The 26,278-nt window shown below is 50.5% G+C and carries 18 protein-coding genes, 17 tRNA genes, 1 rRNA gene and 1 other annotated feature; of the genes, 31 read left to right on the top strand and 5 right to left on the bottom strand.

What is annotated here, in order from left to right; genetic code table 11:
- From rrf to GGC63_RS25160, 24 genes are all read left to right on the top strand, one after another.
- Window positions 1–95, top strand: a 5S ribosomal RNA gene (rrf, locus tag GGC63_RS25275); the annotation flags it as partial.
- Window positions 96–123: 28 nt separating this feature from the next.
- Window positions 124–199 (top strand) — tRNA-Asn (locus tag GGC63_RS25270).
- A gap of 50 nt (window positions 200–249) precedes the next feature.
- Window positions 250–341, top strand: a tRNA-Ser gene (locus GGC63_RS25265).
- A gap of 13 nt (window positions 342–354) precedes the next feature.
- Window positions 355–429: transfer RNA gene (locus GGC63_RS25260), tRNA-Glu, on the top strand.
- Window positions 430–447: 18 nt separating this feature from the next.
- Window positions 448–523: transfer RNA gene (locus GGC63_RS25255), tRNA-Val, on the top strand.
- Window positions 524–538: 15 nt separating this feature from the next.
- Window positions 539–615, top strand: a tRNA-Met gene (locus GGC63_RS25250).
- Between the two features lie 75 nt (window positions 616–690).
- Window positions 691–767, top strand: a tRNA-Asp gene (locus GGC63_RS25245).
- 68 nt (window positions 768–835) lie between these two features.
- Window positions 836–911, top strand: a tRNA-Thr gene (locus GGC63_RS25240).
- An 18-nt stretch (window positions 912–929) separates the two neighbouring features.
- Window positions 930–1,005: transfer RNA gene (locus tag GGC63_RS25235), tRNA-His, on the top strand.
- A 12-nt stretch (window positions 1,006–1,017) separates the two neighbouring features.
- A tRNA-Gln gene (locus GGC63_RS25230) sits at window positions 1,018–1,089 on the top strand.
- Between the two features lie 67 nt (window positions 1,090–1,156).
- A tRNA-Lys gene (locus GGC63_RS25225) sits at window positions 1,157–1,232 on the top strand.
- Window positions 1,233–1,246: 14 nt separating this feature from the next.
- Window positions 1,247–1,326, top strand: a tRNA-Leu gene (locus GGC63_RS25220).
- Window positions 1,327–1,334: 8 nt separating this feature from the next.
- Window positions 1,335–1,409 (top strand) — tRNA-Gly (locus GGC63_RS25215).
- Between the two features lie 68 nt (window positions 1,410–1,477).
- A tRNA-Gly gene (locus GGC63_RS25210) sits at window positions 1,478–1,552 on the top strand.
- 5 nt (window positions 1,553–1,557) lie between these two features.
- Window positions 1,558–1,640, top strand: a tRNA-Leu gene (locus tag GGC63_RS25205).
- 7 nt (window positions 1,641–1,647) lie between these two features.
- Window positions 1,648–1,724: transfer RNA gene (locus tag GGC63_RS25200), tRNA-Pro, on the top strand.
- Window positions 1,725–1,745: 21 nt separating this feature from the next.
- Window positions 1,746–1,819 (top strand) — tRNA-Gly (locus GGC63_RS25195).
- Window positions 1,820–1,826: 7 nt separating this feature from the next.
- Window positions 1,827–1,900 (top strand) — tRNA-Arg (locus GGC63_RS25190).
- A 645-nt stretch (window positions 1,901–2,545) separates the two neighbouring features.
- Window positions 2,546–3,538, top strand: a complete 993-nt coding sequence (gene bioB / locus GGC63_RS25185) for a biotin synthase BioB (RefSeq protein ID WP_192704668.1) — start codon at window positions 2,546–2,548, stop codon at window positions 3,536–3,538.
- A gap of 179 nt (window positions 3,539–3,717) precedes the next feature.
- Window positions 3,718–4,473 (top strand): 2-dehydro-3-deoxy-D-gluconate 5-dehydrogenase KduD, encoded by a 756-nt coding sequence (gene kduD, locus GGC63_RS25180; protein ID WP_192704667.1) that lies wholly within the window; start codon window positions 3,718–3,720, stop codon window positions 4,471–4,473.
- Entirely contained in the window at window positions 4,473–5,450 is a 978-nt protein-coding gene (locus GGC63_RS25175) for a sugar kinase (RefSeq protein ID WP_192704666.1), read from the top strand. Before kduD ends, GGC63_RS25175 begins: the two co-directional genes overlap by 1 nt.
- 97 nt (window positions 5,451–5,547) lie before the next feature.
- Window positions 5,548–6,213, top strand: coding sequence for a bifunctional 2-keto-4-hydroxyglutarate aldolase/2-keto-3-deoxy-6-phosphogluconate aldolase (locus GGC63_RS25170; RefSeq protein WP_079913797.1), 666 nt, complete (start codon window positions 5,548–5,550; stop codon window positions 6,211–6,213).
- A 246-nt stretch (window positions 6,214–6,459) separates the two neighbouring features.
- The gene (locus GGC63_RS25165) at window positions 6,460–6,939 is read left to right on the top strand and encodes a hypothetical protein (protein WP_192704665.1); all 480 of its coding nucleotides are present in this window, start codon (window positions 6,460–6,462) and stop codon (window positions 6,937–6,939) included.
- A 31-nt stretch (window positions 6,940–6,970) separates the two neighbouring features.
- Window positions 6,971–7,363, top strand: a complete 393-nt coding sequence (locus GGC63_RS25160) for a hypothetical protein (RefSeq protein ID WP_192704664.1) — start codon at window positions 6,971–6,973, stop codon at window positions 7,361–7,363.
- Between the two features lie 434 nt (window positions 7,364–7,797).
- On the opposite strand, the gene GGC63_RS25155 is transcribed toward GGC63_RS25160, so the two are convergent.
- From GGC63_RS25155 to GGC63_RS25140, 4 genes are all read right to left on the bottom strand, one after another.
- Window positions 7,798–12,336: a glutamate synthase-related protein gene (locus GGC63_RS25155; protein WP_192704680.1), complete on the bottom strand. Its 4,539-nt coding sequence runs from the start codon at window positions 12,334–12,336 to the stop codon at window positions 7,798–7,800.
- 730 nt (window positions 12,337–13,066) lie between these two features.
- Window positions 13,067–14,419: a glutamate-1-semialdehyde 2,1-aminomutase gene (locus GGC63_RS25150; protein WP_192704663.1), complete on the bottom strand. Its 1,353-nt coding sequence runs from the start codon at window positions 14,417–14,419 to the stop codon at window positions 13,067–13,069.
- Between the two features lie 49 nt (window positions 14,420–14,468).
- Window positions 14,469–15,266: a PhzF family phenazine biosynthesis protein gene (locus GGC63_RS25145; RefSeq protein WP_192704662.1), complete on the bottom strand. Its 798-nt coding sequence runs from the start codon at window positions 15,264–15,266 to the stop codon at window positions 14,469–14,471.
- Window positions 15,267–15,594: 328 nt separating this feature from the next.
- Window positions 15,595–16,686, bottom strand: coding sequence for an LCP family protein (locus GGC63_RS25140; protein ID WP_079913802.1), 1,092 nt, complete (start codon window positions 16,684–16,686; stop codon window positions 15,595–15,597).
- A gap of 362 nt (window positions 16,687–17,048) precedes the next feature.
- On the opposite strand from GGC63_RS25140, the gene GGC63_RS25135 reads away from it, so the two are divergent.
- Genes GGC63_RS25135 through GGC63_RS25125 form a run of 3 tightly spaced genes read left to right on the top strand, consistent with a single transcriptional unit; the run spans window position 17,049 to window position 19,678 of the window.
- Window positions 17,049–18,101: an ATP-binding cassette domain-containing protein gene (locus GGC63_RS25135; RefSeq protein WP_192704661.1), complete on the top strand. Its 1,053-nt coding sequence runs from the start codon at window positions 17,049–17,051 to the stop codon at window positions 18,099–18,101.
- Window positions 18,094–18,888, top strand: coding sequence for an ABC transporter permease (locus GGC63_RS25130; protein ID WP_079913805.1), 795 nt, complete (start codon window positions 18,094–18,096; stop codon window positions 18,886–18,888). Before GGC63_RS25135 ends, GGC63_RS25130 begins: the two co-directional genes overlap by 8 nt.
- A 4-nt stretch (window positions 18,889–18,892) precedes the next feature.
- Window positions 18,893–19,678 (top strand): ABC transporter permease, encoded by a 786-nt coding sequence (locus GGC63_RS25125; protein ID WP_079913806.1) that lies wholly within the window; start codon window positions 18,893–18,895, stop codon window positions 19,676–19,678.
- A 115-nt stretch (window positions 19,679–19,793) separates the two neighbouring features.
- Here GGC63_RS25125 and metG read toward each other — a convergent pair whose 3' ends face one another.
- Entirely contained in the window at window positions 19,794–21,431 is a 1,638-nt protein-coding gene (gene metG / locus GGC63_RS25120) for a methionine--tRNA ligase (RefSeq protein WP_192704660.1), read from the bottom strand.
- A gap of 51 nt (window positions 21,432–21,482) precedes the next feature.
- Window positions 21,483–21,773, bottom strand: a binding site (T-box leader).
- Window positions 21,774–22,005: 232 nt separating this feature from the next.
- On the opposite strand from metG, the gene GGC63_RS25115 reads away from it, so the two are divergent.
- From GGC63_RS25115 to GGC63_RS25100, 4 genes are all read left to right on the top strand, one after another.
- The gene (locus GGC63_RS25115; protein WP_192704659.1) at window positions 22,006–22,686 is read left to right on the top strand and encodes a hypothetical protein; all 681 of its coding nucleotides are present in this window, start codon (window positions 22,006–22,008) and stop codon (window positions 22,684–22,686) included.
- Between the two features lie 152 nt (window positions 22,687–22,838).
- Window positions 22,839–24,131 carry a serine hydrolase domain-containing protein gene (locus GGC63_RS25110; RefSeq protein ID WP_192704658.1) on the top strand — a complete coding sequence of 431 codons (1,293 nt, stop codon included), beginning with the start codon at window positions 22,839–22,841 and terminating at the stop codon, window positions 24,129–24,131.
- Window positions 24,132–24,197: 66 nt separating this feature from the next.
- Window positions 24,198–24,668, top strand: coding sequence for a thioredoxin-dependent thiol peroxidase (gene bcp / locus GGC63_RS25105; protein ID WP_192704657.1), 471 nt, complete (start codon window positions 24,198–24,200; stop codon window positions 24,666–24,668).
- A gap of 205 nt (window positions 24,669–24,873) precedes the next feature.
- Entirely contained in the window at window positions 24,874–26,205 is a 1,332-nt protein-coding gene (locus GGC63_RS25100; RefSeq protein ID WP_192704656.1) for a polysaccharide deacetylase, read from the top strand.
- Window positions 26,206–26,278: the final 73 nt, after the last annotated feature.

Below are 26,278 nucleotides of genomic sequence, written 5' to 3'. Positions count from 1 at the left end.
AACCACGCGTACCCATACCGAACACGAACGTTAAGCCTTCCAGCGTCGATGGTACTTGGACCGAAGGGTCCTGGGAGAGTAGAACGTCGCCAAGCGGGTTGCTACAACCCTAATGAACATCGTTCCCTGATAGCTCAGTTGGTAGAGCACTCGACTGTTAATCGAGTTGTCACAGGTTCGAGTCCTGTTCGGGGAGCCATTTCTCCAACAACAGCGGGAATGTATATTCCATTTCGATTCTTAGATAATGGAGAGGTGTCCGAGTTGGCCGAAGGAGCACGATTGGAAATCGTGTAGGCGTCACAAGCGTCTCGAGGGTTCGAATCCCTCTCTCTCCGCCATATTATTTATCAAGGCCCGTTGGTCAAGGGGTTAAGACACCTCCCTTTCACGGAGGTAACAGGGGTTCGAATCCCCTACGGGTCACCACTTTAACCTAAAACATATGGAGGCTTAGCTCAGCTGGGAGAGCATCTGCCTTACAAGCAGAGGGTCGGCGGTTCGATCCCGTCAGCCTCCACCATATGTAATCTAACGACGCGGGGTGGAGCAGCCCGGTAGCTCGTCGGGCTCATAACCCGAAGGCCGCAGGTTCAAATCCTGCCCCCGCAACCAAACAAATCCCCAAAAAGTGAAGTAGTTCTAAGTAGCTTATTCCTATTACTTTCCGGGGACACCAATTCTTAGTGTGGAGCCGTGGTGTAGAGGCCTAACATGCCTGCCTGTCACGCAGGAGACCGCGGGTTCGAATCCCGTCGGCTCCGCCATTTATGTTATGGTAGCTAGATCAGAGGTAATCGAAGAGACTGTGACATCGGCATTAGTATATTATTTTGCCGTCGTAGCTCAATCGGTAGAGCAACTGAATCGTAATCAGTAGGTTGGGGGTTCAAGTCCTCTCGACGGCACCATTGTTCCAATTTAATATGGCGGTCGTGGCGAAGGGGTTAACGCACTGGATTGTGGCTCCAGCACTCGTGGGTTCAAGTCCCATCGATCGCCCCATTATTACAACGTTGGGGATTAGCCAAGCGGTAAGGCAACGGACTTTGACTCCGTCATGCCTAGGTTCGAATCCTAGATCCCCAGTTTTATATTCCCAAAAGTGACGTAAAGCTTCGTTGAGAAGTCCGATTACTTTCCGGGCATGTATCATGAGCCATTAGCTCAGTTGGTAGAGCACCTGACTTTTAATCAGGGTGTCGAAGGTTCGAGTCCTTCATGGCTCACCATGTTTTTCTCAAGCGCGCGTATGGCGGAATTGGCAGACGCACTAGACTTAGGATCTAGCGGGAGACCGTGGGGGTTCAAGTCCCTCTACGCGCATTGCTTTTGCGGAAGTGGCTCAGCGGTAGAGCATCGCCTTGCCAAGGCGAGGGTCGCGGGTTCGATTCCCGTCTTCCGCTCCAATCTCTCAAAAAACACTTGCTTTTTAGAAAACATTATCTTATAATTGTTCTTGTTCTTTCTGAAATGTGCGGAAGTGGCTCAGCGGTAGAGCATCGCCTTGCCAAGGCGAGGGTCGCGGGTTCGATTCCCGTCTTCCGCTCCAGAAATGCCGGTATGGCGGAATTGGCAGACGCGCGCGACTCAAAATCGTGAGGGAAACCGTGGGGGTTCAAGTCCCTCTACCGGCACCATAATTAACGGGATGTAGCTCAGCTTGGTAGAGCACCTGGTTTGGGACCAGGGGGTCGCATGTTCGAATCGTGTCATCCCGACCATAATGTTTTCTATAGTGTTGAGCGGGTGTAGTTCAATGGTAGAACTCCAGCCTTCCAAGCTGGTAGCGTGGGTTCGATTCCCATCACCCGCTCCATATTTATGTTCCAGTAGCTCAGCTGGATAGAGCAACGGCCTTCTAAGCCGTTGGTCGGGGGTTCGAATCCCTCCTGGGACGCTTCTTATAAAATCACAGCCATCCATCGCGGATGGTTTTTTATTTTGTTTGCAGCTCTTAATAAACCTCTAGCTTAACATTTAGCAGCCTTAAATTCTTTTCCTTTCATTTAGGGAGACGAGTTTTAAGTGCTGTTTTTTTATATTTTATAGGTATCTGGAGTTATGGGGCCGGATGCTGCTAAATCAACTGGGGAACATCATGAAGTTATGAATGATCTATAATCAGTTATAAACTTACCGGCCTACCAGTATCCACCGACGGATTCAGCCTTCATTAGTGTATAGAATGGGGTAATATGGATAGGTTGGTTGGATGGTTCACTATCTGATAACCATTGTGACTTTTATGTACTGACTAAGAGGCGTTAAAGCGCTCATAAGGGTGAGTATAGTAAGCCAATATAAAGGGTTATTCACCGCATTTAAAAGGACCTTCTAGGGTCCTCTCAGTAGGTTTAGACCGATTCAGAACTGGGGCTTGAAGAGAGCTTTTGGGGGATTGGAGTATACTTACAAATTAATTGTCAACCTAAAATGTAATGATATGGTTGACAATTTACCTGGACTATTTAAAAATAAATAGAGTATGAGGCAAACCGTATTGGACCTATATAAAAAAAGAATTCGATAAAAGGAGGACCCTATGAAAACAATACATACAGATTGGAACGAACTGGCGGAGAAAGTACTGGGGGGACAGCCGTTAACGATGGAGGAAGGACTGTCCGTGTTGGAGGCAGACGATAAGGAACTGCTGGCCATCATGAACAGCGCGTACAAAGTAAGACATCATCATTACGGAAACAAAGTAAAGCTGAACCTGATAATTAACGCGAAGAGCGGGCTATGTCCGGAGGACTGCGGGTATTGTTCGCAATCGATCGTATCGAAGGCGCCTATATCCAAGTACCCGCTGCTTGAAAAAGAAACGCTGATAGAAGGTGCACGCAAAGCGTTGGAGATGAAGGTTGGAACATACTGCATTGTAGCCAGCGGAAAGGGCCCAACAAGTAAAGAGCTGGATCAGGTCATCGAAGCTGTCCGTGAGATAAAAGCAGCGATGCCTTTGAAAATATGCGCATGTCTTGGGATTTTGACGGAAGATCAGGCTGAACGGCTTAAGGAGGCAGGAGTAGACCGATACAATCATAATTTGAATACAAGCCGCCGCCACTTTCCCAGCATTACTACGACACATACCTATGAGGACCGGCAGGAGACGGTACAGAAGGCAAAAGCGGCAGGAATGTCTCCTTGCTCAGGGTGTATCATCGGGATGGGAGAGACGAACGAGGAGATCGTAGAAATGGCGTATGCATTACGTGAATTGGAGGCAGATTCGATTCCGGTGAACTTTTTGAATCCGATTCCCGGAACGCCGTTGGAGGGGCAGAAGGGGCTGAATCCTCGCCAATGCTTGAAGGTGCTGGCTCTGATGCGATTTATGAACCCATCCAAGGAGATTCGGATTGCTGGGGGGCGTGAGTTGAACCTCCGCTCATTGCAAGCACTCGGGTTGTATGCGGCGAATTCCGTATTTGTCGGAGATTACTTGACGACCGCTGGCCAGGAGGCTTCAGAAGATCATCGAATGATTGAAGATCTTGGGTTTGAAATCGAGATATGCGCCTTGTAATTAGGGGAATCCTTATTAGTGAACAAATTATTGCAAAATTGCCAATTATGAAAGAATGAGTCTGAAATTTTCATAGGCGCTATGGCACATTAGGGGTACTTCACTTATAATAAGAGGTGAGGACAACCCTAGGAACTGGGGTTTTGTTATTATATAAAACGTTTAAACGAGGTGTAGAGATGAATTTATTTGATTTGACCGGCAAAGTTGCTATCGTAACGGGTGGAGCCGTAGGTCTTGGTGGCGGAATCTCTTTGGGATTAGCGCAAGCAGGCGCCGATATTGTGATTGTTACAAGCAATGACCGCAATAGAGAGACTCAACAAAAAATCGAGGCCATGGGCCGCAAAGTGCACACTATCGTTGCGAACCTGTCCGATGAAAAAGAATATCCGCGCGTTGTTAGCGAAGCGCTGAACGCATTCGGTAAAATTGATATTTTGGTCAACAATGCAGGAATCATTCGTCGTACTCCTGCTGCTGAGCATTCCTCTCAAGATTGGCACGATGTGATTAATCTGAACCTAAATGCATCGTTCTTCCTGTGTCAACTGGTAGGCCGTGAGATGATCAAGCAAGGCTCCGGTAAAATCATTAACATCGCTTCCATGCTGAGCTTCCAAGGCGGTATCAACGTTCCTGGATATACAGCTTCCAAGCATGCGATCGCAGGTGTTACGAAAGCATTGGCAAACGAATGGGCAAGCAAAGGCGTTCAAGTAAACGCGATTGCACCTGGATATATGTCTACAGACAACACGGCTGCATTGCGTGCAGACGAAGAGCGCAGCTCGCAAATTTTGGTTCGTATTCCTGCAGGCCGTTGGGGTACTACAGAAGATTTGCAAGGTCCTGCTGTATTCCTGGCTTCCGCAGCTTCGGACTATATGAACGGTCACGTGCTTTGCGTTGACGGCGGATGGATGAACCGATAATGACGGCACAACAAGGATCTACTCAAATGTTTCAACCGGAGATCATTACCTTTGGGGAAACAATGGCGCTTATGATGCCTGCAGGCACCAAAGGAATTGAATATTCGTCGCAATTTCAAGGTCTGTTTGGCGGTGCGGAGAGCAATGTGGCTATCGGTGTCGCCCGTCTAGGTCATCGCGTAGGCTGGTTCAGCCGCCTGGGTAAAGATCCGTTCGGACGGATGATCCTGAAAAAAATCCGCGGCGAAGGCGTTGACGTTTCGCGCGTTGAGCTTACGACAGAAGCTCCTACAGGGCTGATGCTTCGTGAGGTCGTATCCGGCAAAACATCGGTGTACTACTACCGCAAAAACTCGGCTGCCAGCACACTGAAGCCGGAGCATCTGGACGAGGAATATATTAAACAGGCTAAATACCTGCATGTAACCGGCATTACACCGGCACTCAGCGAGTCCTGCCGTGAGGCGGCCAAAGAGGCTATGCGTCTTGCACGCAAGCACGGTGTGAAGGTATGCTTCGATCCGAACCTCCGCCTCAAGCTATGGTCGATTGAAGAGGCACGGGGAGTACTGCTCGATATGGCGAAGGAAGCCGATTACTTCCTTCCGGGGTTGGATGAGCTGAAGCTGGTGTATCAAACAGAGAGCTTTGACGAGATCATTCAACGTCTGGGAGAACTGGATGCGGTGAGCATCGTCAAAGGCGGAGACGACGAAACCTACGTGGTGGAGAAGGGCAGCATTACCGCTGTACCTTACTTCAAGGCGGAGCAAGTCGTAGATACAGTGGGGGCCGGAGACGGCTTCTGCGCCGGATTTATCGTCGGTCTATTGAAGGGCTACAGCCATGTGGAAGCCGTTCGTCTCGGGAATTTGATCGGAAGCATGGTTGTACAAATGGAAGGCGACTGGGAAGGTATCCCTACTTGGGAGCAGGTTGAGGCTGTTCTGAATAACGTGAAGCACGTAGAGCGCTAAGAACAAAATCGCTCCGGGCGTCCGGTTGATATTGCTTACAGCTTATTGTTTCATTGATCAGCTCCAAACTAGATGCTAAGGAACGGAGAAACCATATATGAAAAAAATAAAGCTGCTTCAACAAATTACTACGGAAGGTGTTGTTGCCGTACTACGCGGCGAGACGCCGGAAGAAGTCGTAGAGATGGCCGAACAAGCCATCGAGGGCGGCATTAAGGTCATCGAAGTAACGATGACCGTGCCTTTCGCTCTGCAAGCGATTGAGACGCTTGCCAAGAAATATTCCAGCACGACGCAGGATCCGTCCAAATACGCGATCATCGGTGTAGGTACCGTGCTGGATCCGGAAACGGCACGCGCCGCGATCCTTAGCGGCTCCGAGTTCGTCGTAGGCCCTTCTTTGAATCCTGCGACGGTTACTCTGTGCAACCGGTACCGCGTACCTGTTATGCCGGGCGTTATGACGGTTCACGAGATCCAGCAAGCTTTGGAGCTTGGCGTAGACATCGTGAAGCTGTTCCCGGGTAATTTGTACTCGCCTTCGACTATCAAGGCGATCAAAGGACCTATGCCGCAGGCTAACATCATGCCTACCGGCGGTGTATCCCTCAGCAATCTGGCTGATTGGATTAAAGCCGGCGCTGTAGCGGTAGGTATCGGTTCCGACTTGACTACCGAAGCGGTAAAAGAACGTAATTACAGCCTCGTAGCGAAAAAAGCGGCTCAATACATTGAGGCTTACCGCGCGGCTAAACAAGGCTAAATTATAGGATTCGCATAAAAAGGAAGCTGTCTTCTCTGACAAGAGAAGCCGGCTTCCTTTTTTTTTGTAATACCGTCCTAGGGGGAGAATTTCAAAAAGCCCTGCATTTTTCCGGTCCTATGTTGATCTATGTCGGCTTGATGTGCTGTTCGAAGAAATTGCGCTGCAACATAACCGACATTTCCACCGTCATAATGGCATCAGGAAAAGATTTGAAAAAATGTTTCTGGAAGGGGGATGCAAAAGATGAAGAAATGGGTAGGGCTATGGTTAGCAATAGTACTGTTCTTGGGGATTGCCATTCCTTCCGCCTCAGCGCTATCTTGCGCTCCGCCTCGGCCTCCAAAGGAGGAGACGGACTATTCCGAGCTCGTGTTCAAGGGAAGGCTTTTGACGGAAACAAAAGAGAAGCTGAAATTTCAGGTGCTTACAGTATGGAAGGGGGATCTCCATGAGACGGTGACATTAAATCAGAACTACTGGACTAAGTTTCAAGAAGGGGAGGAATATATCATTTTCGCCGGCAGAGATGAGGGAAAGCTGCGTCCGAAGCTGTGCGGAAATACCGGGTTAGCAAGCTCGTTCGATGAAACGACTCTGGGAGAAACGACAGTTGTCATCTCCAAGAGCAACGTTGGATTAGAAATAGCTCTCGCTGTGATAGTAGGGTTAGCCGTTGTAGCTGGTGCAGGCATTATCCTTGTCAAGCATAGGGGCAGGCAATGAAATGCGATAGAACGGGAGGGAACAACCAATCATGAGTCGTCAAGAGAACCCCTTACTGAGCATCCGGTATGCAGCCGCTGAAATAGAAAACTTATTGACGGAATGCTCAGAGATTTTTAAGGTATTCAACAAGCAGGATTCAGGATGCGTATCGTATGGTGTCAGGCTTCCTTCAGAGGAGCGCCTTTTCGTTAAGCATGCCGAAACGGCAAATGCGGTGGCTTACTTGAAGCAATCGGAGACGTTCCATTCGGAAGTGAAGCATCCTGCTCTTCCTAAGCTGCTTCATTCCTTTCCGACATTAAACGGATATGCCCACGTATACGATTGGGTAGAAGGGGAGGTACTAGGTTCGCCTGATTTTCCAGGCAAGGAGGGGCGGGATCATCAGGCTGCCGCAAAAGCTGCCATACTTTGTTCGTGAGGAAAGCTATAATAGCGTTATACAAGGCTAGGAGGCAGGCCTGGCTATCCAGTGTGAATCCATGATTAGTAAATGCTCCGCTAATTAAGATATAGGCTCTAAACTCGTCAGTTACTCCGCACACCTGCGATCCGCCAATGGATCGTCCTTATCTTCTTGGTCTCCTCCTGATTTCCGCACATAGCACACACTCTTTAATAATTAAAAAGCGACAGATTCGATCTATGACAAATAACCCTATAAAGCCATCCAAGCCGCTAACGCGGCGCTATAGGTGATAAAAGTGGGATATCAGAGAAACATCCGGGGTAATGGAGGGATGACTGCGAAGGTGATTTGGATAAATCGCGGGGGACCCCGAAAGTTTAAGACATAAAAAAATCCCACCAGAACAAAGGTTCTGATGGGATCGTATGAGTCCTATGATCGCAGGATTACTCTGTAGCCACCGATTGGTCGGCTTGCAGGTTCACTGGAGCGATACGCACAAAGCTGGTTTCGAGATTAGCGAGAAGGTGATCGACTTTCGCGGCTGCTTCAGTTTGACCGGAAGCGGCAAGCTCTTGGCGGTAAGCGCCGAGCAGCTCGTTCAGATCCTTGATGCTTTGCGGGCCGACTTTCTCGATTTTCACTTTCGCGCCTTTCGCGATACGGCGTTGAATAGCCGCTTCGTCCATACCCATTTCTGGGTTCAGACGTTGATAGATGACACCGCCGGTCATCCCTGCACAAATCCATGGACCTGGGTCGCCAAGTACAACGGCACGACCATTGGTCATGTATTCGAAGGCGAAGCCTTTCAGATTCGCGCGGCTTGCAAGTCCGCCCAGCTCATCTTCAAGCGGAGAAGTGATCTCGCCGCCGAATACGACGTCTGCACCGGAGAAGCGGATGCAGGCACGAGTATCCGCGTTGCCTTGGATCAGGAACAGACCTTTTTGAGCGCCGTAGCCGAACGATTTACCAACGGAACCGTTGATGAATTGGCCATGGCTGCCTTGCGATTTCAGGATCGCTACTTTACCGCCGAACGACATTTTACCTACGCCGTCCTCAGCACCGCCGTGAACCGTAATGTCAACGCCGCGTGCGTTGAATGCACCCAAGCCGTTACCTGGTACGGAACCGTCAGTCAAAGTAAGCGATACTGGCGGCAATTGATCATAGCTGCCGTCAAAACGGTCTCTTACGCGATGGCTGGAGTAGCGGCTTCCGAGAATACGGGATTCCGCATCCACCTTGGACCATCTGCGGGCAATTGGAGCGTCGAAGGATAAGGAATCCGGGAAGAATTCTTGACCTTCAGCGCCTGCTGCAATACGGATATCGGAGGATACCGCTGCTGCAGCTTCCAGCTGAGCTTCATGCGCTGCTGCGAAGGAAAGCGGAGCCGGACGCAAAATGTCGGACAAATCGATTTTATCCAGGCAGCTGATTTGCTGCAGCAGGTCGGAACGGCCGACAAGCTCTTGGGCGCTGGAGAAGCCTAATTGAGCGACAATTTCGCGAATTTCTTGGCCCATTCCGCCGAACAGACGAACGAGCGAATCTACTGCTGTATCGAATACACGAGGTACGAAACGGCGAAGACCTTTTTCTTCCGCTTCCTCCATCGAGTCAATTTGTGTTGCAATACCTACGTGGCAAGTATCCAGGTGACAGCCGCGGCATGTTGTGCAGCCGATAGCCTGCATGGAGATACTGCCGAAGCCGCAGCGGTTTGCACCGAGCATCATCATTTTCACTACATCGGCACCGGATTTCAAGCCGCCGTCAGACCAGAGCTCGACTTTGTGACGCAAGCCGGCTTCGATCAAGGCTACGTGAGCCAATTTCGTACCGATTTCTGTAGGCAAGCCTACATGAGTCAAGGAGTGGATACGTGCAGCACCTGTACCGCCGTCGAAGCCGGACAGGGTGATAACATCTGCGCCTGCTTTGGCAACGCCGACTGCAATTGTACCGATACCTGGTACGACAGGAACCTTGACGTTGATTTTCGCCTTACGGCCGCTTGCTTCTTTCAGCTCGGAAATGATTTGCGCCAAGTCCTCGATAGAATAAATATCGTGGTTGTTGGATGGCGAGATCAAATCGGAACCGATGGTCGCATTACGTGCGGCAGCGATCTTCGCGGTAACCTTGGAGCCCGGCAGGTGACCGCCTTCGCCTGGCTTCGCGCCTTGACCGATTTTAATTTCAAGGAAAGCTACGGCGTTAGCCAGCTCTACGTTGATACCAAAACGACCGGATGCAACTTGGGCACCGCGTGTTCTTTTGTAACGGCCGAGCATATCTTTGATTTCTCCGCCCTCACCGTTCATGGTTACCATGTTCAGACGCTCACCGGCTTCTGCATAAGCGCGGAACGCCGTTTCGTTCTGGGAACCGAACGACATGGAGGAGATCAGCATAGGCAAATCATGACCGCCGATACCGATGTCAACCTGAGATGGATCCAATGGCTTGCGGCCTTCCTTATGAGCCAGCTCATAGTTGAAGTCGGCAACGTGACGAATGGAGATCGGGTTGCGCTTCTCTTCTTCACGAAGCTTGTCGCGGTAGTCGGAATAAGGAGCTGTTCCGGCAGCTGCCTCTCCGAGCGCTTTCCACATCCGTTGGAAGAAGTGGAAGTTACGAGCCGCTTTGGCTTTAGGATTCGTAAAGTCGTTGTAGCGGGCTTCCGCGTCTTTTTCCAGCTCGGCAAAGCCGGTACCGGCATTCTCGCTGCCCAGGTAGTTCACGATATCTAACACATCGGATACTTCCGGCTTCAAGCCGATCGACGAGAAGAAGCGGGTATAGCCGCGAAGCTCGTGAGTACCGATAGTGGAAATGACTTTTTCCAAGCCTTTAGTCAATGCAGTGTAGACTTTACGTGCTGCAGACGCGCCGTTCTTCACAGCGGAGGTTGCAAACAGCAGGTAAGGAGATACGATATCTACGCCCAAGCCGCATGCAACAGCAATATCATGCAGGTTGCGGATAGCAGCGGAGCGAAGCACAACGGTCGTATGACGGCGCAGGTTGTCGCCGAACTGCAATTTTTCTGCGCGCAGAGCGATATCGACCTTGGATACGGACAGATGCGGATCCATGAACAAACGATCGTTCTGATGCGCAGCAGCGTCATCAAGAATCAGTAACACGGCACCGTTCTTAACAGCAGCCACGGCGTCCGCAGCCAGCTGATCCAACGCATCCTTCAAGGATGTGCCGCGAGCGAAGGTAAGAGACAAGGTCGCTACTGCCTGATCTCCTTGTGCCTTGAACATCGCACGAAGCTGCTCAAAGCTCGGTTGGCCAAGCTCAGCCAAGGAATCGATACCGTTGCTGCCTTCAAGTACAAGCGGCGTCAGCAATTCAACGCGAAGGCTTTGATCCGGCTGGCCGTACACGGTTGGACGAGGGCCAACCACAACGCGTGTGGAGAAGTGCTCCATCTCGCGGTCACGGTCAATGGCAGGGTTCGTTACGACTGCAACGCTTTCTTTAATGAAATCCGGAATGTTCTGACGCTCCCAGTTGATGCAAGCATGCGGGCCGTCATGACCAAGCGAACGGATCGGCTCCGCACCGGTTTCGGACATGGTCTCGATCATCTGAATGCCTTCACGGTCCCAACCGAATGCGCTGTACAGAGCGTCGGTAACGACGGCATCCTCTTGAGAAGCGGCTTCTACTGCCGGCAGCGTATCCTTCAAATGCTTACGCATGCCCGTAAAGTCAATGCGTTTGCTTGCGCGCTCGTATACCAAGGATTGAACGCCGGAGTAAGGAATTACTTGAACATGCTCGCCTGGTGTCAGAACGACGCCGACTTTTTCGCCTGGAGCGATCGGTTTTGGATCAGCTACCATTTCATCTACCGTGATAACCCCTTGCTCGGAGGAGAAGTACAGCGATGTTTCGCTCTCTACCATCCATACCGGACGAAGACCGAGCGCATCTACGCTGAAAATACATTCATTACCGTAACGGGATACGATACCGGCAGGGCCTTGAGCAAAGTGACCCCAGATTTGGCGATAGTAAACATACAAGTCTTGCAATTCAGGACGGAATTGCTTCATTTCATTAATAATAGGAGGGAATACGATTTCCATTGCCTCAAACAAGCTGATGCCGAAGCGGTGGATAAAGGTCTCGATCGTACGGTTCATGTCCTGGGAGTCACTGCCGCTCTCAACAAGCTGCACGCCAACCATGTCTGCTTCGAGACGCATTTTTTTAACGGTATTAATTTCTCCGTTATGGCCGAGCAAAGAGAACGGTTGAACACGGAAAAAGCTGGATTGAGTGTTTGTGGAGTAACGGTTATGACCGATCGTAACCTGTGCCGCAAAAAGCGGATCGCGGGTATCGTTATAATATTTAGGAAGAATGCTGGCAGCACCCATCACTTTATAAGCGGCGGTTACATTGCTCAGTGTAGCGACATGAACGTGGTAGCGTGCTTCAATAGCTACATGCAGCTCGAACAAATGATCCGCTACGACGACTTCCTGCTTGTCGCACAGTGCTGCGATTTGCCAGAAGGTCGGCTCGTCATTGCGGCCGTTTTCCCCAAGGACGCTGCTATCTACTTGATTTTCTTGTTCCAATATAATAGAAACGTTAAATTGGGCAAACAGCTCGCGAATACCTTTTTGCATGTCAGCCACGGAGATGTCCAGCTTGCGCGGAACAAAAATGTGGGCAACGGAAAAGCGGCCGTCGTAGGCAAGCTTGCCGTCAAGACCGGCGTCATTCAGCTTTTTCTCCCACAGAGCTCTAGGAATGTCGGTCAAAATACCGCAACCGTCTCCTTCGCCGTTAATAAATCCCGAACGATGTTCCATTTTGACAAGAGCTTCAATCGTCTTCCGAATGTTATCGCGGGATGGGAAACCGTCCTTTTCCACGATACAGATGATACCGCAGCTATCGTGCTCGGTACCTAGCAAATTCTGAAAACGGCCTTCATTGCGCATTACTTCATTCATTTTTGTGGTCAGCAGGCTGACCGTCACCTCCCAATAAAAGTATGCGAGTCCTAAATCGTCATCCAGCAAGGTTTGTTCATGTCACTGCGGCGATAAGAAAGCGGACAAACTCATCGATAAAAATACCGATGAATAAATATACATTATTCATGCATAACCACATTCTGCTACTGCTTACCGTAGGCGCTGCGAAGCGTTGATGTGCGAGGCTGTGAAAAAAATAAAGCTGCCTTCATCGACGAAATTAGCGCATATCGATACGGAAAACATGCCAAAAACCTTATAAAATAGCCGATTTTCTTACAAAATAAAGTATTAATAGAATATCACGAAATTGCTGGTTGCACAATAGAACAATCAATGGAATGATCGGATGAAAGCGCTATCTATTTTGCATAATTGGTGAATAAAGGCAAAAAAAGAGCGAAAACTGTCGAAATGCTAAAAACGAACGAATAATTAAGGAAGTGTATGTATAGTTCGGGTTTATCGCCAATATTTGTATCGTGGAAGCTTTCTTTACAAAAATTTTATTTTCTGAGCATGGTCAAGAGGAGGTACGCCATATCTAGGAAAAAAGGTTTTTATCAGCCTAATTAACGTTAGTTATTACCCGAACGATGCTTGAATATTTGAGAAAAAACGGGGCGGGTCAGATTAGTTTACAAAGAAGGACCGCTATTTTGGAAATAGGGGTCCTTCTCTCTCTAATGTTCTATTATAAGGTACGTTCGGCGGCCATTCTTGCAAAGGAATGTTCCGCGGCCCGGATTGTGTAGGCGATATCGTCTTCCGTATGGACCGTGGTCATGAACCAAGCCTCATATTTGGATGGAGCGAGGCAAATGCCTTGCTCGAGCATCAGACGGAAGAAGCGTGCGAACTGCTCGCCGTCCGTATCCTGTGCCTCATCGTAATTGGTAACCGGATGATCGCAGAAATGCGTGGACAGGGAGCCCCGGATGCGATTGATCGTCAGCGCGACGCCGTGCTTGCCGGCGGCTTCAGCCAGGCCGGCCTCCAGCATGGCGGCCAGCTTATCGAGCCGGTCGTAGACTCCCGGCTCCTGCAATGCCTGCAGGCATGCGATGCCTGCGGAGATCGACGCAGGGTTGCCTGCCATCGTCCCGGCTTGGTAAGCCGGGCCCAAAGGCGCTACCTGCGCCATGATGTCCTTGCGGCCCCCGTAGGCCCCGATCGGCAGTCCCCCGCCGATGATTTTGCCCAGGGCCGTCAGGTCCGGCTCGATGGCTGCGAGGCTTGGGGCCTCTAAGCCATCGAACGTCTGCGCCGCGCCGTAATGGAAGCGGAACGCCGTGATGACCTCGTCATAGATGACGAGGGAGCCGTTGTTCCTTGCCGCGGCGCACAGTCCCTCGAGGAAGCCTGGCTTCGGCATCACCATGCCGAAGTTGCCGACGATCGGCTCCACCATTACCGCGGCTACGTCGTCACCCCAGCGCTCAAGCGCTGCCTGGAGCGCTTCGAGGTTGTTAAACGGCACGGTAATGACCTCGTTGGCGATGCTCATGGGAATGCCGGCGCTGTCCGGAATGCCGAGAGTGGACGGACCGCTTCCTGCCGCCACAAGCACCAGGTCAGAGTGGCCATGGTAACAGCCGGCGAATTTGATAATCTTGTTGCGTCCCGTGTAAGCTCTGGCGACACGGATCGTCGTCATAACCGCTTCGGTACCGGAGTTCACGAAGCGGACCTTATCGAGCGATGGGATGGCAGCTTTGATCATACGGGCGAACTCGATCTCGAGCTCTGTCGGTGTTCCGTATAAGGTGCCGTTCTCTGCCGCGCGGCAGATAGCTGCTGTAACATGAGGATGGGCATGGCCGAGAATAATCGGACCGTACGCCGCAAGGTAATCAATGTAGCGATTGCCGTCCTCGTCCCAGAAGTAAGCTCCTTGCCCCCGCTTCATAAATACGGGGGCTCCGCCGCCGACGGCCTTGAAGGAGCGGGAGGGGCTGTTCACGCCGCCTACGATATGTTCCAGAGCTTCTTTATACAATGCTTCGGAACGCGGTTTTGCGTTCGTTGTCAGATGGGGGGATGTCATGGGTGATACTCCTTTTATGTTTGTTTCGGTCAAGGAATGAAGCTTCGGCTTAATGAAGCAAAAGGCCTTTGACCATAATGACGGCCTGTCCCTGGATATGCACGCGGTTATCCGTGAGACGGAGCTTCAACACGCCGGTTCTTGCCGAGAGCTGAAGGGCCGTGAATTGTTTTTTATTCAGCTTTTCCTGCCAGTAGGGAGCCAGTGCGCAGTGAGCCGATCCGGTAACCGGATCTTCATTAATGCCTAAGGAAGGGTAGAAGCAGCGGGAGACGAAATCATAGTCCGGATTATCGGAGCGGCACGTTACGATCAATCCTCGCGCAGGGATCTCCTTTAACAGCCGGAAATCCGGCTTAAGCTCGCGCAAGGCTTGTTCATGGTCCGCTTCGATCAACATATCCATCCGATTGCGGTAGACAGCCTGGGGTTTGAAGCCGATCGCTTCCTCCAATTGGGGAGGGGCAGTGCAAGGAACGACCGGCTCTGCGGGAAAGTTCAGCTCGATTCCGCCATCCAGCCGTTTGGCAGTCAATAAGCCGCTCTTGGTATGGAAGCGAAGCTGCTCGATCCTGTAGGCTACTCCGCTCTCCCACAGCACTTTAGCGCTGGCCAGAGTCGCATGGCCGCATAGGTCGACCTCCTTTTCGGGGGTAAACCAACGCAGCTGGTAATTTCCGGAGCCTTCCATCGGACAGAGAAAGGCGGTCTCGGATAAGTTCATCTCAGCCGCGATCTTTTTAAGCCATGCATCGTCGGACGGGAATTCCTGAAGAATGCACACCGCTGCCGGATTTCCGGCAAAGGGAACAGAGGTAAACGCATCGACTGTATAAATAGGAATCATTCCGAACATCTCCTTAAAACCATGATGGGAGTTACTGACTGCCGAGAAACACCTATCTTTTCATTATAGATAGTTTCAAAGCCAATGAAAACCTCAGCCGGTTTTCATATTCGGGACTAATCGCGCATTTTGAAGGAACTCAAGGGGGAAATTGAACTTTTTCTATGCTATAGAGGGAGATAGCGTCTATCGGCACTCTTTCATAAAGGTATGATCGGCTAAAAAGGCTGCGGTATAGTCAAATTGAAAGAGTTGGAGTTCATGCGGTAAAAAAAGGAACCGGAGGCAAGCCTCCAAAGTTCCTATGTTTGTACCATGCTGTGATGGGCTACTTATGAATGGCACCGCTGCCTGGGGTACTGGACAATACGGCCGATCCGCTGCCGGTTTTGCTGCCGTTCGAACCGCTGCCGCTTTTTCCGTTGGAGGCGGGCACCTTGTCTGAAGCGGAAGGATCGCGGCCTTCCAATAAGGCTTTGACATAAGCCTGCAGCTTATCCTTGTTGACGGACAGTACCTCGGCACCGCCCACGCGCTTTTCGATTAACAGCTCGGAGGGAGGGATTTGCTGGCTGTTCATGCCTTCGGCCTTTGCTTCGTATCCGAGGGATCCGAGCTTCAGCATATCGGTTGTCGTCAAGTTGGTCTCGATATAAGGATCAATGCTGTTCAAAATTTTGGGAAGCTTGAGCAGCGACGAGGTGGTCTGCATCTTTTGAACGACGGCTTGAATAAATTTGCGCTGCCGCTCCGTCCGGGAGAAATCGCTCATGGCATCGTGGCGGAACCGGACGTATTGCAGAGCGGTTTTGCCGTTCAGATGCTGCATTCCCTTTTTCAAGTTAATATCGTATTCATGGCCGTCCTCGGCATCGGAATATTTCATATCCTTTTCAACGTACAGATCAATTCCGTCAATAGCGTCCACCAGCGCAATGAAGCCCTTAAAATCGGTGTAAACATAGTATTGAATCGGGATTCCCATAAGATCGCTGACGGTTTTCATAGCCAGGTTAGGCCCGCCAAGCGCCAAAGCAGCGTTGATGCGGTCTTCGCCTTGACCGGGAATCTTCACATACGTATCCCGCAGGATAGAAAATAAGGAGGCCTTTTTCGTAACCGGATCGATGGAAGCGACCATCAGCGTATCCGATCGCGGAATTTCATTTTTTTTCAGACCGCGGGAATCTCCACCGAGCAGCAGAACGTTGACTCTCTGCTTGCCTTCCCATTTGGGCGGGGTATACGTCTCGGACACCTTGGTCGTGCTCTTCGCCGTAATTCCGCTAAAAAGCTTGTCATTGTCCGGCTTCGATTGAATGTTGTTGGCAAAATGTAAAAATGCGTATGTATAATATCCGACCCCTACGAAGAGCAGAAGCACTGTAGTGAGTAACGCCCATTTGATTTTCCTGGCCATCTGATCCTTCCTTTCCTTAAGTTGTCAGCCGCTTTTCCTTTGCACCGGGTTCGTGTATCATAACGTATAGGTTTTGACAATACAGCAGGAACATGCATGGAGGATACAGGAAAGCTTAGTGACGTCAAGATGTGTCGATCCAACGGGAAAAAAGTCCTGTTACTTCGTACTTACCACGCGAATCGCTATCATAAACGGATGGAATAGTAATGGATTCGCGAGACAGGTGATGTTTCCATTATAATTTGATCGGTTTCGTCATAGCAAGTTTCGTCACATTCAGACATGCTTTGCAGCACCTGTATTAAGATAAGGATACACACCGGAACACCATCACCGAATACGGTCATCAGGAGGAAAACATGCACGCGATAGAAGTACACAATCTTCGAAAAGACTTTAAAGTCCAGAAAAGCCGCGAAGGTCTAAAAGGGGCGGTTCAGGACTTGTTCCGCAGGGAATACAGCCAGGTCCGAGCTGTAAAGGATATCAGCTTCTCCATTCCCCAGGGAGAAATTTGCGGTTATATAGGCGAGAACGGCGCCGGTAAATCGACAACGATCAAAATGCTGACAGGGATTCTGGTCCCGACAGCCGGGGATATCCACGTGAACGGGTACATTCCGTACCAGGAACGGGAAAAGTTCGTGCGCGGCATCGGCGTCGTGTTCGGACAACGCAGCCAGCTGTGGTGGGATATCGGTGTCATTGAATCGTTCCAATTGTTAAAAAAGGTATACCGCGTCTCGGAGTCGGACTTCAAGCAGCGACTGGATGAGCTCGTTGAGCGTCTCCAGCTGTCGGAGCTGTTAGCCCGTCCGGTCCGCAAGCTCAGCCTGGGGCAGCGGATGCGCTGTGAGCTGGCGGCCTCGCTGCTGCATAATCCGAAGATTCTGTTTCTGGACGAACCGACGATCGGTCTCGATATTATGGTCAAGACGGAAATCCGCGAGTTTTTGAAGCAGATGAACCAGCGTTACGAAACGACGATTTTGTTGACGACGCATGATCTTCAGGATATTGAAGCGCTGTGCTCCCGTGTCATTATGCTCGATGACGGCAATATCATCTACGATGGCGGCCTGGAGGAGCTCAAGGCCACCTGGGGGAAAGGCAAGGAAGTCATCCTTCAGTTCACCGATCCGGTATCCCTCGATCGTCTTCGTGAGATGACCCGAGGGCTTGAGGTGGAATGGACGCTCGAGAGCAGCCGGAACGCCAAGGTATGGATTCCTCTGGAAAAAGCCAACGTGTCCGAGGTGTTGAGCCGTATTGTCGGTGTGATGAGTATTGATGACATCAAGATCGTAGAGACGAATACCGATGATATCGTGCGAGAAATTTATAAATCCGGCTCGGCTGAAGCCAAGACCGTTCCAACGGCGGCGGAGCAGGGAGTGAACGTTCATGCTTAATGCTTATCTGGATATGATCCGCATCCGTTTTTTAATGATGCTTGCTTATCGTGTTAACTATTACAGCGGTATTATCATTTATGCCCTAAATATTGGAGCCTATTATTTTTTGTGGAAGGCCATTTATGGAGCCAGCGAATCCTTAGGCGGCATGACCGTAGCCCAAATGACGACCTATGTGGCCGTGTCCTGGATGGCCCGCGCGTTTTACTTCAACAATCTGGACCGGGAGATTGCCAACGAAATCAAGGACGGCAGCGTAGCTATCCAATTTATCCGCCCTTATAACTATATTATTGTAAAAATGATGCAGGGCTTGGGCGAAGGCGTATTTCGTTTGCTGTTGTTCTCCACGCCGGGGATGGTTATTGTTTCATTCTTATTTCCGGTTAGTCTGCCTACGGATCCCGGGGTGTGGGGAATCTTCCTGCTCATGCTGTTTATGAGCTTTTTGATCAATTCGCAGATCAATATTATTACCGGACTGTTCGCGTTCTTTCTTGAAAATAATGAGGGCATGATGCGCATGAAGCGGGTTGCCGTCGATCTTTTCTCCGGGCTGGTCGTTCCGGTTTCGTTCTTCCCGGGGTGGGCGGAAGGGCTGTTGAAGCTGCTGCCTTTTCAAGCAATTACTTATTTGCCCGGAGCCGTGTTCACAGGCAAGGTAACCGGCAGTGCCGTATATGAAGTGCTGGGCGTACAGCTATTGTGGTTTGTGCTGCTCATCGTGCCGCTGGTTATTTTATGGCGCGGGGCGCGGGCACGGCTGTTCGTGCAGGGAGGTTGAGACGATGTTTTATGCCGGCTTGCTTATCGACTACTTGAAAAATTACATGAAAACAAGAATGGAGTACCGCTCCGACTTCTGGATTGAAGTGCTGTCCGATCTGATGTTCAACGGGCTGAACTTGTTTTTTATCCTGGTTGTATTCCAGCATACGCAGCTCATCGGGGATTGGAATGAGCAGCAAATCTTGTTTATCTACGGTTACTTTATGGTGCCATACGGTATTTTTATAACCTTTTTTAATTTGTGGAACTTTAGTGAGCGATACATTGTGAAGGGGGAGATGGACCGCATCCTGACGCGGCCCGCCTATAACCTGGTTCAGCTGATGCTGGAGAATATGGACCCTTCCTCACTGTTCAGCGCACTGACCGGTTTTCTCATTATGGTATATTCCTGGTCGCATCTGGGTCTGGGATTGGCTTGGTACGATCCGTTCGTCTTCGTGCTGCTGGTTGCCGGCTCGATCATGATCTATGGCGGCATCTATGTTTTCTTCACGTCGCTGTCGTTTTTCTCGGACTCCCCGACAGGCATATTGCCTTTATTGTGGAATATCCAGAACTATGGCCGCTATCCGATGACGATTTATAACAAGCTCATCGGCTTGCTGCTGACGTGGATTCTTCCATTCGGCTTCGTCGGCTTTTATCCTGCGGCGTATTTTCTGGACCGGGCCCATTGGGGGACCTTCGCGCTGCTCACGCCGGTTGTTGGAGCGGTGTTCCTGACGATCGCCCTGCTCATTTGGAACTATGGCGTCAAGCGGTACCGCGGCGCAGGTTCCTAAATCTCCACTAAAGAGGCTGATACGACGCAACTTCTGAACTTAGGTTTTCAACCGCGGCATCCTGTAGAGGATGAGCGGTTAGCGGTTCGGCAGAGCGTACGTTCAGCCTCTTTTTTTATGCATCGGGAAGGCGGCCGCTCTGTAATTGCTCCATTTCCTCATCGATCCGGCTGGTCTCGATTCTTTCGAATAACGCCTCAGGCGATTGCAGCCGGGTACCGGATGGAGCCTCGAAATAGCTCCAGGAAGGCTCCTTGATGGCAAGGAACGAACGGATGCTGCTGCAGGAGAACGGCAGAAAGGGTGCAAGCAGGCTCGACAGGTTGGCGATGATCTGTACGCAGGTGTATAAGGTATTCGCACCGGCAGCGGGAGCTTCCTTGACTTGAAGCCAGGGCCTCTGCTCATCGAAATATTTGTTGGCGCTGCGGACAAAGGCAAAGAGGTTCTCAAGCGCCGCTTTGCACTTCCCGGCCTCAAGCAGAGCTCCGGTTTGAGTATATAATGCCTCCAGCCGCACGCGAACCGTCTCATCCATTTGCCCATCAGGCACCTCTCCATGAAAGGATTTCATCAGGAACATGAGATTGCGATGGACGAAGTTGCCGAAAGCGCCGAGAAGCTCGCCATTGTGGCTGTGAATGAAGGCATTCCATGAAAAATCCGTATCACGCTGCTCCGGCCCATTCACCGTCAAGAAATACCGTAAGGAATCCGGCTGGTACCGTTCGAGCATGTAGGGCAGCCAGACGGCCCAGTTGCGGCTCGTGGAGAACTTCCTGCCTTCCAGCGTTAAATATTCGCTCGACAGGATGCGGTCGGGAAGATGCAGAGGGCCTGTACCGAGCAGGATCGCGGGAAGAATCAAGGAATGGAAAGGGACGTTATCCTTCCCGTGCACATAATAAGCCGTCGCTTGCTCCGACCAGAACGGCTCCCAGTCCGAATTCGTCTCTGCCGCCCACTGCATGCTGGCTGACAAGTAGCCGCTGACGGCTTCGATCCATACATAAATTTTTTTACCCTCGAAGCCTTCGAGAGGAACATCGATCCCCCATGCCAAGTCGCGGGTCGCTGCGCGGTCGTGCAGACCTTCCTCCAAGTACCGCATCGTCAGCTGAACGGCGTTGTCTCGCCAGCCTGTGCTTTGTTTCACATAGGCTTGCAACTGCTCCTGAAGCTTGGATAACGCGAGAAAATAATGATCCGTATGCTTTACGTCCGGCGACTGCTTACATAGCTTGCACTTCGGTTCGCGAAGCTCCAGCGGGTCAAGCAAGGCGGAGCAGGCATCGCATTGATCTCCCCTCGCCTGGCTTCCGCAGTGCGGACAAAGCCCTTCCACATAGCGGTCCGGCAAAAATTGGTCGCATCCCGGACAGTATGTTTGTTCAACCGCTTGCTTATACAGATAACCTCGCTCCAACAGCTTCAAGAACAGCTCTTGCACCACCTTGTGATGAAACGGATGGTCGGTCCGCGTGTAAAGGTCGTAGGAAAAACCAAGCTTTCGGAAGCACTCCGTGAACTCCTCGTGGAACCGGTCCGTTATGGTTGACGGTTCAACCCCTTCCTGGCCAGCCCGGATGGATATAGGTGTTCCATGACAGTCACTGCCCGACACGTAGAGCACTTTTTCTCCTTTTTGTCTGAAATAGCGGGCCAAAATATCTCCCGGCAGCAAGCTTGCCACTCTCCCCAAGTGCAAAGAACCGTTTGCATACGGCCAAGCGCCTCCAATAAAAATAGTCATGAATTTATTCCTCCCTAATAGTAGTTGAATAACAAAAAAACTCCCGTCCCCAAAAAGGACGAGAGCTATCTACTCACGTGTTACCACCTCAATTTATCCGCGCCTCACAGCAAGCGGACCTCTTCAGGTACGGCACCTTAACTTAAGGTGATTATACCCTAGCGCTTTAACGGGCGCCCCCGGTGCAGCCTACTTCCATCCAGCTTGAAGTTCAAGCGGAACGGATTTCGATGCACGGCTCAGAGACCATGTTCGTCGGATGCTTCTTTACTCCTTTTCAGCTGCCGGAGCTCTCTGTTCAAAGAAGGGAATCCCACTACTCTTTCTCTTCGCTGCCTTTGTCGTATTCCTTTGATGAACCATTATATCCAGAAATTCACTTTTTATCAATGGGCTGTCGGATAAATTCATCTCATCTCGCAAGCCGTAATTTGGGAATTTTAAGCAAACTTTAAGCTGGCATTCATGTTGGCGTAAAAGTTAGTTCATAACTGGGCTCTATAATGGTCTTTGTAAGAGAAAGTCAGCTTTCACAAATAAAGAGAAGCATTTTACGGATAAGGTGGAGAGAACGATGAAATCCATGAAACAAAAAATGATGGCGGGAACGGTAGCCGCAGCTTTGCTGATTACCGGATTCGGCGGAATGATCACCCATCCGGCTTATGCCGACGATGACAGCGATTCTGATACGGTCATTACGGCTCCGGTTAATACCTCTGTGCCGCTGTCCAAGCGCGTCAATCTGGAGTTGAATCTCATCGTCGTTAAGGCGTCGGGGATTCTGGACATGGATTATGAAGACTTGAACGAGGCGCTCAAGGATGGCAAATCGCTGGCGAGTGTTGCGACAGAGCAAGGGAAAAGCCCTGAGGAATTAATAAGCAAGCTGAAGGAAGAGACGTCAGGCATTATTAACAATGCACTGGCAAGCAGCCAGATTACCCAGGAGGAAGCCGATTCACTGAACAAAAAGGTGGCTCAGCAGATTCAGAAAATTGTCAATGAAGCAGGCTACCAGGCCAAAGAGCATACGGAAAAAACGAAGCTGCCGGTAAAGCTGGGGAAATCCTTGAAGGCTGAGCAATTGGCCGAAGCACTGGGAATAACCAAGCAGGAGCTCAAAAAGGAGCTGAAGGACGGCAAAAGCCTTTCGGAGATTGCCTCCGGCAAGGGGATAACGGACGAACAGCTTATAGCGAAGCTGAAGGATGAACTGACTCCGTCTCTTCAAAGCCTTATTACAAAAAAATAACCATACAGCATCAGGCCGCTCGTGAAAAATGGGGGGGCCTATTGCCTTATTTGCCCGGAAAAAGGGCGGAAGCGCTGCTGCCACATAAAAGAGAGAATGGCTACAGATGCTACATTTAATCGGATTTATCCATAGGATTTGGAGGGGAATTCATGCTAAAAAGAAACAAGAAAAAAAATAAATCCCAGCAACAAGCCAAAGCAAAAGCGAAAGCCATGCAAGGTCATTCGGCTTCGAAATTTTTATTATCCAATATGCTTGCCGCAACTCCATCAGGCAAAGGCAATACTCCTTATGTAACGAAGGCTTCCAAGGAGAGCATTCCTTACTCACAGGAAGGGATTATTGAACATATACGCAAAGAGAAGCAGCTTGATTATTGGCCGACAGAAGAATGGAGATCGGCCGCGCCCGAAGAGCTGGGGCTCGATTCGGCCGCTCTTGCGCAAATGGTCGAAGAATTTAAGGACGAGCAGATTGACGGATTCGTTCTGGTTCGTAACGGCTATTTGGCGGCTGAGGGGTATAACCGTGACTGGGACGCAGATCAACGCCACCCGATGTTCTCGGTTACGAAAAGCGTTACATCCGCACTGATCGGTATGGCGGTAGATCAAGGTACATTAAGAGAGGACCAGACCTTACAGGAGCTGGTTCCCGAAATGCCTCTCGATCCGTTGAAATCGAAAATTACTATCGGGCAGCTGCTCTCCATGACATCGGGTATTGACTGGGACAACAGGCAGGAGCGTTCTTCTTACGAAATGGACCATTCGCCGGACTGGGGCCGGTATATTCTGGAGCGGCCCATGGCGGCCAAACCGGGCACCATGTTCAGATACAGCAACGGGAATGCCCATCTGCTGTCCGTTCTTGCACAGAAATCGACTGGTATTCCGCTCAGCGTACTGGCCAAAATCAACATATTTGATCCTATGGGCATTACGAACGTATCCTGGGGGCAGGATCCGCAGGGCAATCTTATAGGGGCCTGGGGACTCCATATGACCTGCAGGGATATGGCCAAATTCGGACTCATGTACCTGCATCATGGCAGATGGGAGAATTATCAGATTGTGAGTGGAGAATGGGTGGAAGCATCCGTCCTGCAGCAGGCGACCGAAATGTATGATGACGGTTCGGAGGGCGGCTTTGGATACTTATGGTGGCTGAAGGCTATCGTCGTTCCCGGGGAGACACCGGTTCATCACGACGTATTCTATGCGGCAGGCTCGGGCGGACAACGAATTTTCGTAGTCCCTGACATCGATATGATCATGGCTATTACAGCATCCAATCATGAGGATGATTTCATGCCGGAGCGAATGCTTATCCAAGCTATCGCCGCTGTCCGGTCCGACCAGCCGATAGAGTCGAACGATGCAGGCTTGGCTAAGCTGAAGGCATCCTTACAATCATTCAAGGAAACATCGTCTGTGCGCTGAGCCGTTTGTGAAAAATCCTTAATAGCGGTATACTCGACGTGACATACGCTACAAAGGAGAATACTTATGACATTGGAATGCGGACAGCAAGCGCCAGATTTTGAGCTGCCTTCCTCCAGCGGACAGCCTGTCAAGCTATTCGATTTTCGGGGAAAGCATGTATTGCTTTACTTTTATCCGAAGGATATGACACCAACCTGCACCACGCAGGCTTGCGATTTGCGGGACCGTGCGGATTTGTTCGAGGAACAGAACACGGTGATTATAGGGATCAGTCCGGATCCGGGGAACCGGCATACCAAGTTTATCGAAAAGTACGGCCTGCCGTTCCTGCTGCTATCGGACGAGGATCACCGGGTTGCCGAGCTGTACGAGGTTTGGCAGCTGAAAACCTTATACGGCAAACAATATATGGGTGTGGAGCGATCCACATTTATTATCGATAAAGACGGAATCTTGGTAAAGCAGTGGCGTAAGGTAAGAATCAAGCATCATGTCGAGGAAGCGCTGGAATTTATCAAGAATAACTTGTCATGATAGTTTCGAAGCGGTCTGACCGCCTCTATAAGAAGGTCCTTTTCTATGAAACATGAAACAAGCGTAACTCCTAAGAGCAGCTGCCTGTCCCGGGCAAGGCTGCTCTTTTTTTACCACATAAATAACAATTATTGAGGCATATGATGCAGAGGTCTCCCATATAGTCTAGTAAGTCAAATTAATAGATTATGCGGAGGGATCCACCATGTTCAACTCGTTGCGAGCTTTTTTTATTCGCGGAGCCGGCTTTCTGCTGGCCATCATGCTGCTTAGTTCTCTAGTGTTAATTCCGGTTCCCGAAGCATCAGCTTATGCGGCGGATAGCGATGAAGGAAGCTTAGGCGCCCACGCTCTGTATAATGAACTCAAGTCCGGCAAAATGGTATGGAAGGATAAAGAATACGTATCGCCGGAGCAGCCCACGGTTTATTTGACTTTTGATGACGGACCTAGCCCCTTGACGGGCAAAGTATTGGACATTCTGAAGAAAGAAGATGTGAAGGCCACCTTCTTCGTGTTGGGAGGCGAGGCAAAGTCGCATCCGGATTTGGTCCGCAGAGCCTTGGAGGAAGGGCATGCCATTGGCAATCATACATACAATCATGTATATAAAGAGCTGTATTCCGGGGTTGAGAACTTCTGGAAGCAAATTCAGCGGACTGAGGATATATTGAACGAGCAGGTCGGCATAAGGCCGAGGCTGGTAAGGGCGCCGGGAGGCACCTACAGCAATTTTGACGCGTTTTACTTTTATTATTTGGACCAGGCGGGGTATGAAATATATGACTGGAACATCGATAGCGGGGATTCGGCTAGACCGGGTGTCCCGGCCAGTGAAATTGTGCAGACGGTTAAGAAAGGGCCGTTCAAGAATGAGGTCATTCTATTGATGCATGACGGTACCGGGCATGAGCAGACCGTCAAGGCGCTGCCGGACATTATCAGGCTGTTTAAGGATAAAGGCTATGCTTTTGCGCCGTTAACTCCTCAAGTACCGCCCATACATTTCCCGATCGGCAAGCTGAAATGGAACCGCGGCACCTCCGAATCGACGCATCAAGCGCTTGCGGCCGAGGCAGTGGAGCATCTGGCTGCTATAGAGGAGCGTCATGAAAGCGCGGACCCGGATCCGAAACCAATTCCATTGGAAATCGCGCTGGGCGACAATATCCTGCATCTCGATCCGGAGCAGTACCAATGGACCGACGGGCACTATCAGGTGCCGCTTCGTATGCTCATTGAGGGTATGGGCGGCGAGATCGGATGGCAGCAGCAGAACAGAACGGCGACTGTACGGTACGGGATGTACGCGGCGGAATATGATTTTTCCCGGCACGAGCTGCGGTTGAAGGCAGGAGGCAAGGAGACGACCTACCATTTACCCGTGATGAAATTGGTGAACGGATCGGTCTATGTGCCTTTGCGTGAGACCATGGAGATGCTTGGCAATCAGATTGTGTCCTTTGATGAAGAGGACGCTCTGCGGCATGTGAAGGTAAAATTAAACGGAGGCTTCATGACTAGGCTCGGGTTTTAGCATCGAAAATTTTCACTGGGAACCATCGTACCGGCGAGGATATGGGTTATAATGGGGCAAGACAAAAGTCTTC

This window comes from Paenibacillus sp. OAS669 (assembly GCF_014873645.1).
Classification (GTDB): domain Bacteria; phylum Bacillota; class Bacilli; order Paenibacillales; family NBRC-103111; genus Paenibacillus_S; species Paenibacillus_S vulneris.
This window is presented reverse-complemented; position numbering and strand designations above follow the sequence as displayed.